The organism is Rhizobium zaerense (assembly GCF_051810725.1).
Classification (GTDB): Bacteria; Pseudomonadota; Alphaproteobacteria; order Rhizobiales; family Rhizobiaceae; genus Rhizobium; species Rhizobium leguminosarum_I.
Window position 1 is genome coordinate 647917 of sequence record NZ_CM132690.1, and the last position, 16158, is coordinate 664074.

Genomic DNA, 16158 nt, shown 5'->3' on the forward strand with positions numbered 1-16158 from the left:
GCGGCAGTATTCTTCCATGATGCGCTGGGAGATTGCAGATGATAGCCGCCATGCCCCTAATGATTATCCCGTTTATTCTTTACAATCTCGCGATGCTGGGCCTGATGGGCGATGGCGGCATTCCGGCACTGCAACATGATATCATCGTGCTGTCGATGATCTCGGGCGCCATCTGGAGCATGGCGCTCGGCGATCTTTTCATCGTCATCGCACTTGTCGTGCTGTTCTTCGAAATCCTCAAAGCCACCAGAACCGGCCCCGGCAATCTCGTCAACCACATGCTGTCGATGCTGGTGTTCATCGCCTTCCTGGTTGAGTTTTTGCTCGTCCGGGATGCTGCGACGCAGGTGTTCTTCATTTTGATGACGATCGCTCTGATCGATGTCATCGGCGGTTTTGCCGTGTCGATCCGGAGCGCCGGGCGGGATGTGTCGATCGGATTATAGGTTGTCGAGCTTGTTCTGAAGAGCGCGGAGCTGTTCCTTCAGCTCGTCGATATCCTTGGCCTCGGCCTTGCGGCTTTCCTTGGCGGGCGGCGTCATGAAGGGCGAGAACATCTGCATCGCCTGCTGAAACAGCTCGGTGTTGCGGCGAACATGGTCCTCGACCATCTGCATCGGCAACTGCAGGTTCTTGCCGAGCGGCGTTTCGCCGAAGGCGCGGGTCACCTGCTCGCGCATCTGGGCCTGCTGTTCGGTGAAGGAGCGCATCGAATGTTCGAGAAAGCTCGGCACGACCATCTGCATCTGATCGCCGTAATAGGTGATGAGCTGGCGCAGGAAGGAGATCGGGAGCAACGTGTTGCCGGTCTTCGATTCCTGTTCGAAGATGATCTGGGTCAGCACCGAGTGGGTGATGTCATCTCCGCTTTTTGCATCCTGTACGGTAAATTCTTCGCCCTTCTTCACCATCTCCGCCAGGTCTTCCAGCGTCACGTAGGTGCTGGTGCCCGTGTTGTATAGGCGGCGATTGGCGTATTTCTTGATAACGATCTGACCCTCATGCTTCGCCATATCAGTCTCCTGGACCCCCGTCTGATTTATGGATATTCCTCCATTTGAGACTGTAAACGCAAAAGAAGCCCGGTGACAATCTCTTTGTGCGATGCGGCAAACCTTTCACAGAGCAGATGAATCGGGCTTTGACGGGCTTTGCCTAAAAATGACGGCGGCCGGTCTTCGCGTTTGACTTGTGCTCCAAGCTTTGCCAGTTTCCACTTATGTAAGTGAGACGAAAACGAGGAGCGTCCCCATGAGCAATCCATCCATCGTCATCGCCAGTGCAGGGCGAACAGCAGTCGGCGCCTTCAACGGCGCTTTCGCGACAGTCCTCGCGCATGAGCTCGGGGCGGCCGTCGTCAAGGGCGCTCTCGAACGCGCCAGCGTCGATCCCGGCGAGGTGGACGAGGTGATACTCGGCCAGGTGCTTTCCGCCGGCGAGGGCCAGAACCCGGCCCGCCAGGCGGCGATGAAGGCCGGCATTCCGAAGGAAGCGACGGCTTGGGGCGTCAATCAGCTCTGCGGCTCGGGCCTGCGCGCGGTGGCGCTTGGCATGCAGCAGATCGCCACCGGCGACGCAAAGATCATCGTTGCCGGCGGCCAGGAATCCATGTCGATGGCGCCGCATGCCGCGCACTTACGCGGCGGCGTCAAGATGGGCGACATGAAGATGATCGACACGATGATCAAGGACGGCTTGACCGACGCTTTCCACGGCTACCACATGGGCATCACCGCTGAGAATGTTGCGCGCCAGTGGCAGCTTTCGCGCAACGACCAGGATCAGTTCGCCGTCAGTTCCCAGAACAAGGCGGAGGCAGCGCAGAAAGCCGGTCGCTTTGTCGACGAGATCATCCCCTACGTCATCAAGACACGTAAGGGCGACGTTACGGTCGATGCCGACGAATATATCCGTCACGGCGCCACGCTGGAGGCGATGGGGAAATTGCGCCCGGCTTTCGACAAGGACGGCACGGTCACCGCCGCGAACGCGTCCGGCCTCAACGATGGTGCCGCTGCGGCGGTGCTGATGAGCGAAGCGGAGGCGGTCCGGCGCGGCATCCAGCCGCTCGCCCGCATCGTTTCCTGGGCAACGGCGGGTGTCGATCCGCAGATCATGGGCACCGGACCAATCCCGGCCTCGCGCAAGGCGCTCGAGAAGGCCGGCTGGTCGGTGAACGATCTCGATCTCGTCGAAGCCAACGAGGCCTTCGCGGCGCAAGCCTGCGCCGTCACCAAGGATCTGGGGTGGGATCCGTCGATCGTCAACGTCAATGGCGGGGCAATTGCGATCGGCCATCCGATCGGCGCCTCCGGCGCGCGCATTCTCAACACGCTGCTGTTCGAAATGAAGCGCCGCGGCGCGAAGAAAGGTCTCGCCACGCTTTGCATCGGCGGTGGCATGGGTGTGGCCATGTGCTTTGAAGCGCTTTAAATAGCATACGATCCATGTTTGATTGAAGATCCCGCCAAGCGGCGAGGCGAAAAACAATAGGGGAGCGGAACATGAGCAGAGTGGCTTTGGTCACCGGGGGCACACGCGGCATCGGCGCGGCAATATCCATGGCACTGAAAAATGCCGGATACAGGGTCGCTGCCAGCTATGCCGGCAACGACGAGAAGGCCAAAGCCTTCCACGACGTTACCGGCGTTCCGGTGTTCAAATGGGATGTTTCGGATTACCTCGCCTGCGGCGAGGGAATTGCCAGGGTCGAAAGCGAGATCGGTCCGGTCGAAATCCTCGTCAACAATGCCGGCATCACCCGCGACGCGATGTTCCACAAGATGACGCAGCAGCAATGGCACGAGGTGATCAATACCAACCTCACCGGCCTGTTCAACATGACGCATCAGGTCTGGACCGGCATGCGTGACCGCAGCTTCGGCCGTATCGTCAATATCTCGTCGATCAACGGGCAGAAGGGCCAGATGGGCCAGGTGAACTATTCGGCGGCCAAGGCGGGCGATCTCGGTTTCACCAAGGCGCTGGCCCAGGAAGGGGCGAACAAGAACATCACCGTCAACGCCATTTGCCCCGGTTACATCGGAACGGAAATGGTGCTTGCCGTGCCGGAGAAGGTGCTGAACGAACGCATCATTCCGCAGATCCCCGTCGGCCGTCTCGGCGAACCGGAAGAGATCGCGCGCTGCGTCACCTTCCTCGTCTCCGACGATGCCGGTTTCATCACCGGTTCGACGCTGACGGCCAATGGCGGACAGTTCTTCGCCTAGACATTTCGGTCTTGGAGTCGACAGTAGAGATCAGATTCAAAGCAATTGGCGCGTCCGGCTGAACGCGCCAATCTCTGTTTATGGACGTCGCTGTGGCCGAACTCTGGCCGGCACTTTGCGCAGCGAGCGATCTTCGCTGCTGAGGACTGATATCGCGGTCGCCAGGAAAGCCGACGCGATGAGAACGGCGACGAGGGAATTCAGCAAAGTGTGAATCATGGAAACGTTTCCTTTCCGGTGCGCCGGGCGGCTTTGCCTGTCCGTTGCGCTCGCAAAGGAAATATGTACCTAGCCGTTTGGCGGCGGTAGATTTGACTTTCGCAGCCAATTGTCAACGTCGCGTTGACGGATGCGGCAGCCAAAGAAAAACGGGCGCCGAAGCGCCCGTTGGGAGTCCGAGATGTTTTTGCCGATCAGCAGCGGGCCTCGTAGCGGCGGCCATAGCGGTCGCGGTAGACGCAGTAGCCGCGGCGTTCGACCGAGTGGCCGATGAGTGCGCCGGTCAGGCCGCCGGCAACGGCGCCGACAGCGGCACCACCCCAGCTGTTGGTGACGACACCGCCGATAACAGCGCCCGTGCCGGCGCCGATCGCCGTGCCTTGCTCGGTCGCCGTGCAGGATGCCAAGGCGCCGACGAGGGCACCAATAAGAACAATCTTCTTCATCATGTCGTAACTCCCCAGGTTAGTTGGGCTTTAGATGCGGCCCATTAGTACAAGGATAATGATAATCACGAGAACTAGCCCTAAACCGCCGGAAGGTCCATAGCCCCAGCCACGGCTATAACCCCAATTCGGCAGGGCTCCGATCAAGAGCAGAATGAGGATAATAAGAAGTATTGTGCCAAGCATGGTGTGTTTCCTTCATCTCATCGGCAATTTGGATGGACGAGAAACACACATTGGCGATTTTTGTTCCCGGTTCAGCTCCGGAAATGTGACGGCGCCTGATTCACGGTTTAAGTTGCGTTATTTCCGGAAATTGCCACTATGGTTAAAAAGACATGTAAATACAATATGTTGCGGTGAACAAATCGGGAAAATCGCGATGTCGCCGATCTGTCAGCGATTCGTTCCGTGTTTGATCGGAACTGCGATATTGGCCGCCTTGACTTAACGCCATCTGAATCCGGCTCCTGAAAGATTGATGCCGATGCGACGAGGCGGCGCGAAAGGATCTGCCGCCGATCCGCATCTAGCACCCGGACCTGAAGCCGCTACCAGATATTGTCGTGAACGAAAGGCGAAAACGGCGGAGTCAGCGATTCGTCTCCGATTCGTTCCGGCTTTGGTCGAGAGGTTAATTTCGGGCGGATATTCATCCGTTCAACATCGGGGCGGGAATCGTCACCCGCGACCTCGAAAATGCAAACGGGAGAGAGTCTCATGATTCAGCATCTAGTGGGAAAAAGTGATTCAAAATCAATACTTAGCCGTGAACAAAAGCTGAATCAGCGGGAGTCAGCGATTCGTCGCTGATTCGTTCTCACGCTGTTCCGAATCGGACATTCGGGCATTCCGCACGACTCGCAAAGGTCGTAATCCCCGAGACATTTTGAAATCTGCCCTTGCGTTTGCGGCGGCAGCTGTCCATGTGTTCTCTGCTTCCACCGAGGAGCCGAGATTTTCCTGGGGCCACCCGCCTCATTTGCATGGACCCATGACTCTGACTTCGCAGCCGATGATTCTGAGCGGGCGCGGTGTGACCGCGGTGCTCGGGCCGACCAATACCGGCAAGACCCATTATGCCATCGAGCGCATGGTCGCGCACGGAACGGGCGTGATCGGCCTGCCGCTCCGGCTGCTGGCGCGCGAGGTCTATACGCGGGTGGTGGAGAAGGTCGGCGTACAGAATGTGGCCCTGGTCACCGGCGAGGAAAAGATTTCGCCGCCCAATGCGCGTTTTTCCGTCTGCACTGTCGAGGCGATGCCGCGAGAGACCAGAGCCGCCTTCGTCGCGATCGACGAGGTGCAGCTCGCCGGCGATCTCGAGCGTGGCCATATCTTCACCGACCGCATCCTGCATCTTCGCGGCCGCGAGGAAACGCTGTTGCTCGGCGCGGCGACAATGCGGCCGATCCTGCAGCAGCTCCTGCCCGGCATCACAATCGTCGAGCGGCCGCGGCTTTCGCATCTTTTCTATGCCGGGCAGAAGAAGATCACCCGGCTGCCGCAGCGCTCGGCCATCGTCGCCTTCTCCGCCGACGAGGTCTATGCCATCGCCGAGCTCATTCGCCGGCAGCGCGGCGGCGCGGCGGTCGTGCTCGGTGCGCTCAGCCCGCGCACCCGCAATGCGCAGGTGGCGCTCTATCAGGCGGGCGACGTCGAATACCTGGTGGCGACCGATGCGATCGGCATGGGCCTCAACCTCGATGTCGATCACGTCGCCTTTGCCCAGGACCGGAAATTCGACGGTTACCAGTTCCGCAATCTCAATCCGGGCGAACTCGGCCAGGTCGCTGGCCGCGCCGGGCGGCACGTGCGAGACGGGACCTTCGGCGTCACCGGACAAGTCTCGCCTTTTGACGACGAGCTGGTGCAGCGCATCGAAGGACACGAGTTCGATAACGTCAAGGTTTTGCAGTGGCGGACGACGGAGATGGACTTCTCCTCAATCGCGTCGCTGCGCGCCAGCCTTGAGGTCGGGCCGCGTGTGCCGGGGCTGACGCGGGCGCTGCCTGCGGTCGACCAGCAGGCGCTGGAGCAGCTTTCGCGTTATCCCGAGGTCATCGATCTCGCCGACAGGCCGGCGCGCGTCGAAAAACTCTGGGAGGCTTGCGCGCTTCCCGACTATCGGCGTATCACCCCAGCACAACATGCCGATCTTATCTCGACCCTCTTTTCCGATCTCGTCCGCTATGGCACGGTGAACGAGCAGTTTCTTGCGGAGCAGGTTCATCGCTCCGATCGAACAGATGGCGAAATTGACACGCTTTCGGCGCGAATCGCGCAGATAAGGACCTGGACCTACGTTTCAGATCGGCCCGGTTGGCTTGCCGATCCGACACACTGGCAGGAAAAGACGCGGGAAATCGAAGATCGATTGTCCGACGCGTTACATGAAAGGTTGACGAAACGCTTTGTTGATCGCAGGACATCTGTGCTCATGAAGCGCCTGAGAGAGAATGCGATGCTGGAAGCTGAAATCAGTGTGAATGGCGATGTCTTCGTTGAAGGACATCATGTAGGGCAGTTGAGCGGATTCCGTTTCACGCCGGTGGCGGGAACGGACGGACCGGATGCCAAGGCGGTTCAGGCTGCGTCGCAGAAGGCGCTCGGGCTCGAGTTCGAAGCCCGCGCGGCCCGGATGCATGCCGCCGGCAACAGCGATCTGGTGATCGGTTCGGATGGGTTGATCCGTTGGCTGGGCGACCCGGTGGCGCGGCTTTCGGGCAGCGATCACATCATGCGTCCGCGCGTGATCCTGCTGGCCGACGAGCAACTGACGGGCAATGCCCGCGATCACGTTGCCGCGCGCATCGAGCGCTTCGTCAATCATCATATCAGCACGGTGCTGAAGCCGCTCGATGATCTGTCGCGCGCCGAGGACCTGCAGGGGCTCGCCAAGGGGCTTGCCTTCCAGCTCGTCGAGAATCTCGGGGTGCTGTTCCGCCGCGACGTGACCGAGGAGGTGAAGTCGCTGGACCAGGAAGCCCGCGCCTCCATGCGCCGCTACGGCGTGCGTTTCGGCGCCTATCATATCTTCGTTCCGGCACTTCTGAAGCCGGCGCCGGCCGAACTCATCACGCTGCTCTGGGCGCTGAAGAACGACGGTTTGGACAAGCCGGGCTACGGCGATCTCATTCCCGTGCTTGCCGCCGGCCGCACCTCCGTCGTCACCGATCCGAGCTTCGAGCGGATGTTCTACAAGCTCGCCGGCTTCCGTTTCCTCGGCAAGCGTGCCGTGCGTATCGACATCCTGGAACGGCTTGCCGATATCATCCGTCCGCTGCTGCAATGGAAGCCCGGTCAGAACAACCGTCCGGAGGGCGCCTATGACGGCCGCCGCTTCACGACGACGACGGCGATGCTGTCGATCCTCGGTGCGACACTCGAGGACATGGAAGAAATCCTCAAGGGTCTCGGCTATCGCGCCGATGCCGTGAAGGCGGAAGAAGCGTCGGCACATCTTGCGACGCAGGATGCAGCCTCAGCGCCCGCCGCCAGCGCGCAAGCGCCCGCGGAAGAAACAGCCGAAAAGGCCGACCACGACGATGCCGACGGCGCGGCAGAAGAGACTGCTGCCGAGCCCGCCGCAACCGAGGCGGCTTCGGCAGTCGCGGAGGCGCCCGTGGCGGAAGGGGTCGAAATCGCCGCTCCGGCCGAACCGATCGAGACATCCGCTCCTGCGGAAGCGGTATCGGCTTCCGATGAAACAGTACCTGCATCTGGGGAAGCCGGCGAGCCGGCGGAACCGAAGCCGGTTCTTCTGTGGCGTCTTGGCGGTCGCAACGACAATCAGCGCCAGGCGCGTGGCGGGCATGGCGAACGCCGTGGCGGCCAGGGCGAGCAGCGCGGTCAAAGCCAGGAGCGCGGCGACCGCAATCGCCGGCCGGGCAGCGGTGAAGGCGGCGAGGGCAATCGCGGTGGCGACGGCCGCGACAACAATCGCCAGAACCGCGGCAAGGACGGCGCCGGTCGCGATGGCGGCCGGCCGCAGCAGGCAAGAGGCGACCGCAACAACCAACCACGGGGCGACCAGCCGCGTGGCGACCGGCAGGAGCGTGGCGATCGCAAGGATCGCGGTGAGCGTAACGATCGTAACGACCGCAACAACAATCGTAGCGGCTCACAGCCGCTGCGCTTCGAGGCCAAGCCACCGCGCAAGGAGAAGCCGATCGATCCGGATTCGCCTTTCGCCAAGCTTGCAGCTCTCAAGGAGCAGATGAAGAAGTAATCATGAGCGGGGAGACACAGCCGACAAGCGGTTCGCGCCAGCGCATCGACAAGTGGCTGTTCTTCGCGCGCATGGTGAAGTCGCGCTCGCTGGCGCAGAGCCATATCCAATCGGGCCATGTGCGCGTCAACGGCGAGCGCTGCAGCCATCCGAGCCAGATGGTCAAGCCGGGCGACCGTATCGAGCTGACGCTGGAGCGGCGCGATGTCGTTCTCGTCATGCGGCTTGCCGGCGAGCGGCGGGGTCCTTACGAGGAGGCGCGCCTGCTCTACGACGACCAATCCCCGCCACCGGATGAGGCAAAACGTCTCACGCCCTACGAGCAGGCGATCCGGGCGACCGGCGCCGGCCGTCCGACCAAAAAGGAAAGACGTGCAATCGACAGGCTGATGTCGGACGAGGATTAGAAAACTCTGTCTGCGGCGGCGGTTTTTGCAGATCGTTTATCCTTGAAATCCGGCGCTAAAGCCGATACGTCACTGACAACCTGCCGGAAGCGTGCTTGCCTCCCAAGCCTGCTCACGCTTTTCCTCCGGCACGGGGATAGGCGCGACGTTCCAGGTTGCCCGGCCCCATCCGCATGGAAATCCTGGAGTTCTTCATGACCTATGTCGTGACCGACAATTGCATCAAGTGCAAATACACCGACTGCGTGGAAGTCTGCCCTGTCGACTGCTTTTATGAGGGCGAGAATTTCCTCGTCATCCATCCTGACGAATGCATCGATTGCGGCGTCTGCGAACCGGAATGTCCCGCCGAGGCGATCAAGCCCGATACTGAGCCGGGCCTCGACAAATGGCTGAAGATCAACACCGAATATGCCACGATCTGGCCGAATATCACGATCAAGAAGGACCCGTTGCCCGAGGCCAAGGAAATGGATGGCGAGACCGGAAAATTCGAGAAGTATTTCTCCGACAAGCCCGGTTCCGGCGATTGAGACAGCGCCTACATTCGGTCGCCGGATTCAGGCGACCGTCGGGAAAAACGTTTTAAAAGTTGCGTGAGGCATATGGGTGACATGTGTTGCCCGCATGACTCAAGCGAAGCAAATTATTGATTTCCTCATATTTTTATGATAGGTTTCGTCTACTGTTCCATTTGTGGCATGATGCATGCCCAAAACCATCACGAAAGCAAAACAAATCCGTACACGGTTTCCGTGACATATCAACGCTTTGAGCGCCGGGTCCCAAGATCGAGCGAAAGAAGCCTTTGCTTTTGCCCGATGGGACCAGAGTGAAGTCACCCGACGGATACTACCGTCTCACCCGGGCCTGACTGACCCGGCTCCGGCCGCCGCCGGAAGCGTAACAGGGAGTTTTTGAATAGAATGACGACTCAGCAGAAAAAGCCTTCTACAGCACGTCACGGCTTCAAGACCGGTGAATCGATTGTCTACCCCGCTCATGGCGTCGGTACCATCACCGCTATCGAAGAGCAAGAAGTTGCCGGCATGAAGCTCGAACTTTTCGTTATCGATTTCGAGAAGGACAAGATGCGTCTGAAGGTTCCGGTCGCCAAGGCCATGAGCATCGGTATGCGCAAGCTTTCGGAAACGGATTTCGTCGAGCGTGCTTTGAAGGTTGTGCAGGGCAAGGCACGCGTCAAGCGTACCATGTGGTCCCGCCGTGCCCAGGAATATGATGCGAAGATCAATTCCGGCGACCTGATTTCCATCGCTGAAGTCGTGCGCGATCTCTATCGTGCCGAGAACCAGCCCGAGCAGTCCTATTCCGAGCGCCAGCTTTATGAGGCTGCCCTCGATCGCATGGCGCGCGAAATCGCCGCCGTCAACAAGATGTCGGAAACAGAAGCCGTCCGCCTCGTCGAGACCAATCTCAACAAAGGTCCGAAGCGGGGCAAGGCGATCGAAGAAGACGATTCACAGGACGAAGCCGCATAAAGCGACCCTGTTTTTCCATCAAAAAACCCGGCCTTCGCGCCGGGTTTTTTTATTGGAACTTTTTTCCGACTGCCGCGTTTAACATACGTAATTGCGGACTGCTCGTCGGGCAATGGCCTCAGCGAGCGAACTGCTATTCCGTCAATGTTCGATGAGGAGCGGATCATGCCTTTTCTATATTGCCAATCCGGCAAGGTGAAGAAACAGGTCCAGCCCAGCCGTCTTACCGGCATATGATGAGAAATAGGGCCTCCCCCTGAAAAGTCCAGGGGCGAGGCTTTTATGCATTCAGAACACCATTCAATCCGGACAGCGATGTTCCGGAAGATGAGTTTTATTGTTCATTTCAGGGCGAGAGGCCTGTTTCGGGAGATCGAAATGAAGAACATGTCTGCAGATCGGCGCATGATCAAAATCGCGATGGCCGCCCCTTATCTCGCCCGTCAGGAAGAGCACGATCTCGCCACCCGTTGGAAGGATCACGACGACCGCGGCGCGCGAAACCAGATCGCCATGGCCCATATGCGCCTCGTCATATCCATGGCCGGCAAATTCCGCAATTTCGGCCTGCCGATGAGCGATCTGGTGCAGGAGGGCTATGTTGGCCTGCTGGAAGCCGCCGCTCGCTTCGAGCCGGAGCGCGACGTGCGCTTTTCGACTTATGCCAGCTGGTGGATCAGGGCTTCGATCCAGGACTATATTCTGCGCAACTGGTCGATCGTGCGCGGCGGTACGAGTTCGGCGCAGAAGGCGCTGTTCTTCAATCTGCGCCGTCTTCGCGCCAAGCTCGCCAAGGGTGACACCCAGCTGACGCTGCAATCCATTCACCAGGAAATCGCCGCGGCCCTCGGCGTCAGCCTCTCCGATGTGCAAACGATGGATGCCAGGCTTTCCGGCAACGACGCTTCGCTGCAGGCGCCTTCGGTCTCCGGCGATGCCGAGAGTGCGGAGAAGATGGACTTCCTCGTCAGCGACGATCCCCTGCCGGACGAGCAGGTGTCCAACATGATCGACGGCGAGCGCCGCCGCGTCTGGCTAGCCTCGGCGCTGAAACATCTCAACGAACGCGAGATGAAGATCATCAGCGCCCGGCGTCTGGCGGAGGACGGTGCCACGCTTGAAGAACTTGGCGCCGATCTCGGTATTTCCAAGGAACGTGTGCGTCAGATCGAAAGCCGGGCGATGGAGAAGCTTCGCAGCGCGCTCGTCAGCGCCGATCCGCATATGGCGGCCTACGCCTGAAGCCTATCCCCTCCAGCAGCACAGACTGGCCCGGCGCGAGCCGGGCCTTTTTTATTCGGCGATGATCTTGACGCGATCGCCAGTAGAAACGGCTGCACCCGTGGGCAGGGCGTTGATGAGCTTGAAGAGATCGAGCTTGCGGTCCGTGCCCATCATGCGGGCGGCGAGCGTCGAGATATTCTCACCCGGCCGGACGGTGACGACGCGAATGCGCAGCGGCTTCAGCGAGGCTGCCTCTGCGGGCGTCATGCGGCGGAAACTCGCGCGCAAGACACTGGCCGTTGGCTCAAGGGCGTCGCTGCCTTTCGGCACGGCGGTCAGGAAACGGAAGATCTGCGAATTGTTGCGGATCACGGTGACATCGAAATCCCAGCGGTCGGCGCTGGCGCGCGCGGTGGCTGCTTCCATGCCGTTGATGGTGATCGGCTGGATGGTCGACGGATCGAGGCCGGTCACCCAGCCGCTGGAGATATAGTTGGTGAGGCTCTGGTTCTGATTGTCGGCGACGCCGTCGAAGCGGACGGCGATGTCGTTCGGGCCGGTGGCCATCACCGCCTCGACCTTGTTGTCGATGTGAAAATCCGGCGGCACGTCGAAGCGGATGCCGAGGCCGCCATGCAGGAAGGTCTGGCCGCGCACATAACCTTCTTCGGGGCTGTCGCCGTAGAGCAGTCCATCTATGCCGTCGAGATAATAATTACGGCCCTTGTCGCCGACCGAGCCTTCCTGGCCGAAGGCGCGGGCGTGGGTGCGGGCAAGCTCTATGCGTTGCGCCGAATTCGGATGGCTCGACAGGAAGTCGAGGCTTTGGTCGGCTTCGGGATCAACCGACATGAAGCGACTGTAAGCGGCCATCGAATCGAGGAAACGGGCAGCGGCATAGGGGTCGTAGCCGGCTTCGCCGAGCATGCGAACACCAATGACATCGGCCTGCAGCTCCTGCTGGCGGGAGAAGGCGGCGAGCCGCAGCTTGCCGCGGGCAAGCGCCTGCTTGCCGGCGATGTCGCTGGAGAGGACCTCGGCGACGACGCGGCTGGCGATGACCTCAGCCTCCTCGCGCTTCTGCCGCTCGATGCCGTGGTTTGCGGTCACGTGGCCCATTTCGTGCGACAGCACGGCGGCGACTTCCGAGGCATCGTTGGCAAGGGCGAGCAGGCCGCGGGTGACGTAGAGATAACCGCCCGGCAACGCAAAGGCGTTGATCGCCGGCGAATTCAGGATGGTGATGCGGTAGGACTGGCTCGGATTTTCCGACACCGCCGTCAGGGCGCCGGCGATGCGGGCGACGAGGCGCTCGGTTTTGGCGTCCTTATATTCGCCGCCGTAGCTTGCCACGATGCGCGGATGCTCACGAGCGCCCATCGCCGCGCGCGGATCGTTCTTCTGCACCTCGTCGACGATCTGCGGATTGGAAGAAGGCGAAACACTCGGCTGATAGGATTGGTCGATCAGCGTTTGGCAGCCATTCAGCGCCATTGCGACGGCCGAAAACAACATCAGGCGACGGGCGAAACGCTGCGGCGCGGAGATGGCATCACTGGAAAGCGCGGGCGATTTCCACGTCGTCAAGCTGTCCAGGCTGTTTCTCCGCATCATGTCGCTGTTTTGCCGGTTTGCCGCAGATTCGGACCGACCATGGCAAAGGGAATTCAACAGGGACGCACCCCTGATCTCGCACTGCACAATCGGCCGATACAAGTCCTTGCTGTAGCTGATTTACGCATCGGTTGCATAGCGAGACTCTGTATAAATGTGGCGCCGTTGCATTTTGGCAAGCCTCAGGCATGAGGGCCTCCCTTCGCTCGGATGAAATTATGGCGAAAGTTCCGTCACAACGCGGAGATTCGTCGACGGCGCGGAAAAAGAACGGGCCCGATTGAAGCAACCGGGCCGATAGCAACAGTCCTGCGAGAAAATTGCAACCCGCGATATATTCATCGAGAAGGAATGCCTTCCGATGAAGCATTCTCTCGCCGTCGTGATTCGACTATTCCGCAGCTTCCGCCGCCGCGGTTGCGGCTTCGTCGTCTCGCCGGCGCGGGGCAGTTGCACAGGCTTCAGCATGATGGCGGCGGCAAGGCCGATCAGCGCAATGGCGCAGGAGGTCATGAACAGCGGCGAGAAAGCGGCGGCATAGGTCTCGGCGACGGCCTGGCGGCTCGCTTCGGGAAGGGCGGCCATCATTTTCGGCGTCAGCTGCTTGATATCGGCGACGCCGGGAATGGAGACGCCGATCTTGCCGAGCTCAGAGGCGATGATGGCGCCGTAGATGGAAATGGCGATCGAGGCGCCGCCCATGCGCGACAGCGTCACCGAGCCGGTGGCGGCGCCGACGTCGCGGACGGGTGCTGCATTCTGTACGCCGATAATGGGAACCTGCTGGGCAAGGCCGATGCCGATGCCATGCAGCATCATGATCGCGCCGATGAAGGCGATCGGCGTTCCGGCGTGGATCTGCGACATCAGCGCAAAGGCGGTGGCGCTGCAGATGAGGCTTGCGATAGCGAAGGGCTTGTAGCGCCCCGTTATCGAGATGATGCGGCCTGCGGAAAGCGACCCGCAGACGAGGCCGCCGGTCAGGAGGATGAAGAGCAGGCCGGCGGCAGACGGCGAAAGGCCGGTCGTGGTCTGCAGGAAGAGGGCGAGATAATTGACCATGCCGATGGCGATGGCGCCGCCCATGATCGAGATCACCAGGAGCAGGCTGAAGGTCGAATTGCGAAACAGCTGCAGGGGAACGATCGGTTCCGGCGCGCGACGCTCGACGAACACCCAGGTGACGGCGCAGACGACGCCGAAGGCGACGATGCCGATACTCTCAGGCGAGATCAACGCGCCGAACAATTCGCTGCTGTCGGTGGCAAGCACGATGCTTGTCGTCGTCATGGCAAGCAGGAGGGCACCGGCATAATCGATCTTGGGGCGGCGATGCGGTTTGCGGTACGGCAGCATGAAGGCAAGGCCGATGAGCACGACGAAGCCGATCGGCACGTTGACGAGGAAGATCGAGCGCCAGCCGAAGAGATCGCTCATCGTGCCGCCGAGCACGGGGCCGATTGCGCCCGATGCCATCAGCACGAGGCTGGAATAGCTTTGGTAGCGAGCCCGTTCGCGCGGCTCGAACAGGTCGGCGTTGACGGCGAAGATCGACACCATGATGCCGCCGCCGCCAAGGCCTTGCAGCACGCGGGCGGCGATCAGCGTGTCCATCGAGACCGCCAGGCCGCAGACTGTCGATCCGACGGTGAAGATCATGATCGCCGTCATCATCACGTATTTGCGGCCGAACAGATCGCCAAGCTTGCCATAGACCGGCATGACGGCGCTCAGCGACAGGAGATAGGCCGAGCCGATCCAGCCGAAGCGCTCGAGATGGCCGAATTCGCCGACGATCGTCGGCAGAGCCGTGGAGACGATCTGATTATCGAGCGTCGCCATGAACATGGCCGTCATCAGGAAGAAGAAGAGAATAAGCCGTCGGCGAGGATCCGTCACGAGCGGCGCAGGCGCGAGTTGCATGTCCATGGAAGGCATCGTTCCGGGTTGATGTGCTTTTATGTGCTAACAGCATATAGTTGTCAATGGCACATTAATGACATCGGCATATTCAATTTTTGAATCGGCTCTGTTATAGTCCTGTGATGAGCGAAATCCTGACCAAGACCCTTTCTGCGGAGCCGGCCGAGCCGGATCGTGAAAATGTGCCGCGTATCGGCCGGAGCATGGCGCGCATGCGGCTGATGACCGGGCGGCGGCTGATCGGCCGGCTGGCGATCCAGAGTGCTGCACCGGGCCTTGAGCTTTCGCATCTCGACGTGCTCGATGCCGTGCGCAAGGCGCAGCCTGCCGGCGAGGTCACCGTCGGCATGATCGCGGAGATGCTGCGCATCGATCCGTCACGGGCAAGCCGGGTGGTGGCCGACATGGTTGGGCGCAATGTGCTGCGCCGCGAGGCCTCGCAGGCCGATGCGCGGCGGATCGTCGTCGTCATGACCGAGGTCGGCCAGGACCTGCTTGCCGAGATCGTCGCGCAGAAACTTGCGATCATTTCCGAGATCGTTTCCGACTGGCCGCAGGAAGATGTCGAGCGCTTCGCAGCGCTTTTCGAGCGCTTCATCGGCGGTTACGAGGCGGTCTTCCTGTCGCGCGACAAGGATACGCCGGGCTGAGGCAGACGCCGTCGTTCGCCGGCCCTTCCCCTCGACCCCTCGTTTGCGCTATGGGCAATGCCCATGAGCCAATCCACCTTCACCATTCTCCTTGGCGGCGAACTCAGCCTGACGGAACGCCTGCGCCATGCCATCGAAGACAGCCGCTTCATTGCGGCCGATGGCGGCATGCGGCATGCGGCAGCCCTCGGTATTACGCCGGAGCTCTGGGTCGGTGATTTCGATTCGACGCCGGCCGATCTCGCCGATGCATTTCCTAATGTGCCGAAACAGCCTTATCCGGCAGCGAAGGCGGCGACGGACGGTGAAATCGCAGTGGCGGAAGCCATCGCGCGCGGCGCTCGGCGGCTGATCCTCGCCGGTGCGCTCGGTGGTGAACGTTCCGACCACGCGCTTCAGCATCTGCTGTCGGCCGTCAGCCTGGCGGAAGAGGGTTTCGACCTGCTGCTGACCTCGGGCAAGGAAGAGGCAGTGCCGCTGGTTGCCGGTACGATCGAACTGGACCTTCCCAAAGGCAGCCTGTTTTCCGTGCCCGGATTCAGCGAGTTGAGGGGGCTTTCCATCGAGAATGCGCGTTATCCGCTGGTGGATTTCCATCTGCCTTTCGGCTCGTCACGCACGATTTCCAATGTTGCGGAAGGCAAGGTTCGCTTTTCGCTCCGCAGCGGCCGGGCGATCGTGCTCGCCCGGCCCTATGATCTTTCCGGAGTCTGAT

At 60.7% G+C, this 16158-nt stretch carries 14 protein-coding genes and 1 pseudogene; 10 read left to right on the forward strand and 5 right to left on the reverse strand.

Annotated elements, in window-relative coordinates:
- Positions 1-38: 38 nt before the first annotated feature.
- Complete coding sequence (locus ACS4RR_RS03145; RefSeq protein ID WP_003543801.1) at positions 39-446, forward strand: hypothetical protein; 408 nt, start codon at positions 39-41, stop codon at positions 444-446.
- Here the strand turns inward: ACS4RR_RS03145 and phaR are convergent.
- On the reverse strand, positions 441-1013 hold the full coding sequence (phaR, locus tag ACS4RR_RS03150) for a polyhydroxyalkanoate synthesis repressor PhaR (protein ID WP_003543798.1): 573 nt from the start codon (positions 1011-1013) through the stop codon (positions 441-443). The genes ACS4RR_RS03145 and phaR overlap by 6 nt on opposite strands.
- 238 nt (positions 1014-1251) lie before the next feature.
- Here phaR and ACS4RR_RS03155 point away from each other — a divergent pair, with 238 nt between their 5' ends.
- Both ACS4RR_RS03155 and ACS4RR_RS03160 read left to right on the forward strand, forming a co-directional pair.
- Positions 1252-2433 carry an acetyl-CoA C-acetyltransferase gene (locus tag ACS4RR_RS03155; RefSeq protein ID WP_456189693.1) on the forward strand — a complete coding sequence of 394 codons (1182 nt, stop codon included), beginning with the start codon at positions 1252-1254 and terminating at the stop codon, positions 2431-2433.
- A 71-nt stretch (positions 2434-2504) separates the two neighbouring features.
- Positions 2505-3230 (forward strand): beta-ketoacyl-ACP reductase, encoded by a 726-nt coding sequence (locus ACS4RR_RS03160; protein ID WP_017962530.1) that lies wholly within the window; start codon positions 2505-2507, stop codon positions 3228-3230.
- Positions 3231-3643: 413 nt separating this feature from the next.
- Here the strand turns inward: ACS4RR_RS03160 and ACS4RR_RS03165 are convergent, their stop codons facing one another.
- Both ACS4RR_RS03165 and ACS4RR_RS03170 read right to left on the reverse strand, forming a co-directional pair.
- Positions 3644-3898 carry a YMGG-like glycine zipper-containing protein gene (locus ACS4RR_RS03165; protein WP_018071981.1) on the reverse strand — a complete coding sequence of 85 codons (255 nt, stop codon included), beginning with the start codon at positions 3896-3898 and terminating at the stop codon, positions 3644-3646.
- 27 nt (positions 3899-3925) lie between these two features.
- Entirely contained in the window at positions 3926-4081 is a 156-nt protein-coding gene (locus ACS4RR_RS03170; protein ID WP_017962528.1) for a DUF3309 family protein, read from the reverse strand.
- An 808-nt stretch (positions 4082-4889) separates the two neighbouring features.
- Here ACS4RR_RS03170 and ACS4RR_RS03175 point away from each other — a divergent pair.
- The 5 genes from ACS4RR_RS03175 to ACS4RR_RS03195 all read left to right on the forward strand — a co-directional run bounded on the left by ACS4RR_RS03175 (position 4890) and on the right by ACS4RR_RS03195 (position 11274).
- Positions 4890-8126, forward strand: a complete 3237-nt coding sequence (locus tag ACS4RR_RS03175; RefSeq protein ID WP_456189694.1) for a helicase-related protein — start codon at positions 4890-4892, stop codon at positions 8124-8126.
- A gap of 2 nt (positions 8127-8128) precedes the next feature.
- Positions 8129-8533, forward strand: coding sequence for an Hsp15 family ribosome-associated heat shock protein (locus ACS4RR_RS03180; RefSeq protein ID WP_456189695.1), 405 nt, complete (start codon positions 8129-8131; stop codon positions 8531-8533).
- Positions 8534-8727: 194 nt separating this feature from the next.
- Positions 8728-9066, forward strand: a complete 339-nt coding sequence (fdxA, locus tag ACS4RR_RS03185) for a ferredoxin FdxA (protein ID WP_026154348.1) — start codon at positions 8728-8730, stop codon at positions 9064-9066.
- Between the two features lie 393 nt (positions 9067-9459).
- Positions 9460-10032: a CarD family transcriptional regulator gene (locus ACS4RR_RS03190; protein ID WP_003543775.1), complete on the forward strand. Its 573-nt coding sequence runs from the start codon at positions 9460-9462 to the stop codon at positions 10030-10032.
- A gap of 378 nt (positions 10033-10410) precedes the next feature.
- Positions 10411-11274: an RNA polymerase factor sigma-32 gene (locus ACS4RR_RS03195; protein ID WP_012759432.1), complete on the forward strand. Its 864-nt coding sequence runs from the start codon at positions 10411-10413 to the stop codon at positions 11272-11274.
- 51 nt (positions 11275-11325) lie between these two features.
- Here ACS4RR_RS03195 and ACS4RR_RS03200 read toward each other — a convergent pair whose 3' ends face one another.
- Together ACS4RR_RS03200 and ACS4RR_RS03205 are read right to left on the reverse strand one after the other, a co-directional pair.
- A complete protein-coding gene (locus ACS4RR_RS03200; protein ID WP_407752386.1) occupies positions 11326-12870 on the reverse strand; it encodes a M48 family metalloprotease in 1545 nt (514 codons plus the stop codon).
- A 391-nt stretch (positions 12871-13261) separates the two neighbouring features.
- Positions 13262-14799, reverse strand: a pseudogene (locus tag ACS4RR_RS03205) (MDR family MFS transporter).
- A gap of 116 nt (positions 14800-14915) precedes the next feature.
- On the opposite strand from ACS4RR_RS03205, the gene ACS4RR_RS03210 reads away from it, so the two are divergent.
- Both ACS4RR_RS03210 and ACS4RR_RS03215 read left to right on the forward strand, forming a co-directional pair.
- Positions 14916-15443, forward strand: a complete 528-nt coding sequence (locus tag ACS4RR_RS03210; RefSeq protein ID WP_026154349.1) for a MarR family winged helix-turn-helix transcriptional regulator — start codon at positions 14916-14918, stop codon at positions 15441-15443.
- Positions 15444-15500: 57 nt separating this feature from the next.
- Positions 15501-16157 carry a thiamine diphosphokinase gene (locus ACS4RR_RS03215; protein ID WP_456189696.1) on the forward strand — a complete coding sequence of 219 codons (657 nt, stop codon included), beginning with the start codon at positions 15501-15503 and terminating at the stop codon, positions 16155-16157.
- Position 16158 lies beyond the last annotated feature (1 nt).

Coding starts and splice junctions, on each gene's coding strand:
- ACS4RR_RS03170 (WP_017962528.1), bottom strand. CDS start 4,081: ATGCTTGGCACAATACTTCTTATTATCCTCATTCTGCTCTTGATCGGA.
- ACS4RR_RS03215 (WP_456189696.1), top strand. CDS start 15,501: ATGCCCATGAGCCAATCCACCTTCACCATTCTCCTTGGCGGCGAACTC.
- ACS4RR_RS03145 (WP_003543801.1), top strand. CDS start 39: ATGATAGCCGCCATGCCCCTAATGATTATCCCGTTTATTCTTTACAAT.
- ACS4RR_RS03200 (WP_407752386.1), bottom strand. CDS start 12,870: ATGATGCGGAGAAACAGCCTGGACAGCTTGACGACGTGGAAATCGCCC.
- ACS4RR_RS03190 (WP_003543775.1), top strand. CDS start 9,460: ATGACGACTCAGCAGAAAAAGCCTTCTACAGCACGTCACGGCTTCAAG.
- ACS4RR_RS03160 (WP_017962530.1), top strand. CDS start 2,505: ATGAGCAGAGTGGCTTTGGTCACCGGGGGCACACGCGGCATCGGCGCG.
- ACS4RR_RS03180 (WP_456189695.1), top strand. CDS start 8,129: ATGAGCGGGGAGACACAGCCGACAAGCGGTTCGCGCCAGCGCATCGAC.
- ACS4RR_RS03165 (WP_018071981.1), bottom strand. CDS start 3,898: ATGATGAAGAAGATTGTTCTTATTGGTGCCCTCGTCGGCGCCTTGGCA.
- ACS4RR_RS03155 (WP_456189693.1), top strand. CDS start 1,252: ATGAGCAATCCATCCATCGTCATCGCCAGTGCAGGGCGAACAGCAGTC.
- ACS4RR_RS03210 (WP_026154349.1), top strand. CDS start 14,916: ATGAGCGAAATCCTGACCAAGACCCTTTCTGCGGAGCCGGCCGAGCCG.
- phaR (WP_003543798.1), bottom strand. CDS start 1,013: ATGGCGAAGCATGAGGGTCAGATCGTTATCAAGAAATACGCCAATCGC.
- ACS4RR_RS03175 (WP_456189694.1), top strand. CDS start 4,890: ATGACTCTGACTTCGCAGCCGATGATTCTGAGCGGGCGCGGTGTGACC.
- ACS4RR_RS03195 (WP_012759432.1), top strand. CDS start 10,411: ATGAAGAACATGTCTGCAGATCGGCGCATGATCAAAATCGCGATGGCC.
- fdxA (WP_026154348.1), top strand. CDS start 8,728: ATGACCTATGTCGTGACCGACAATTGCATCAAGTGCAAATACACCGAC.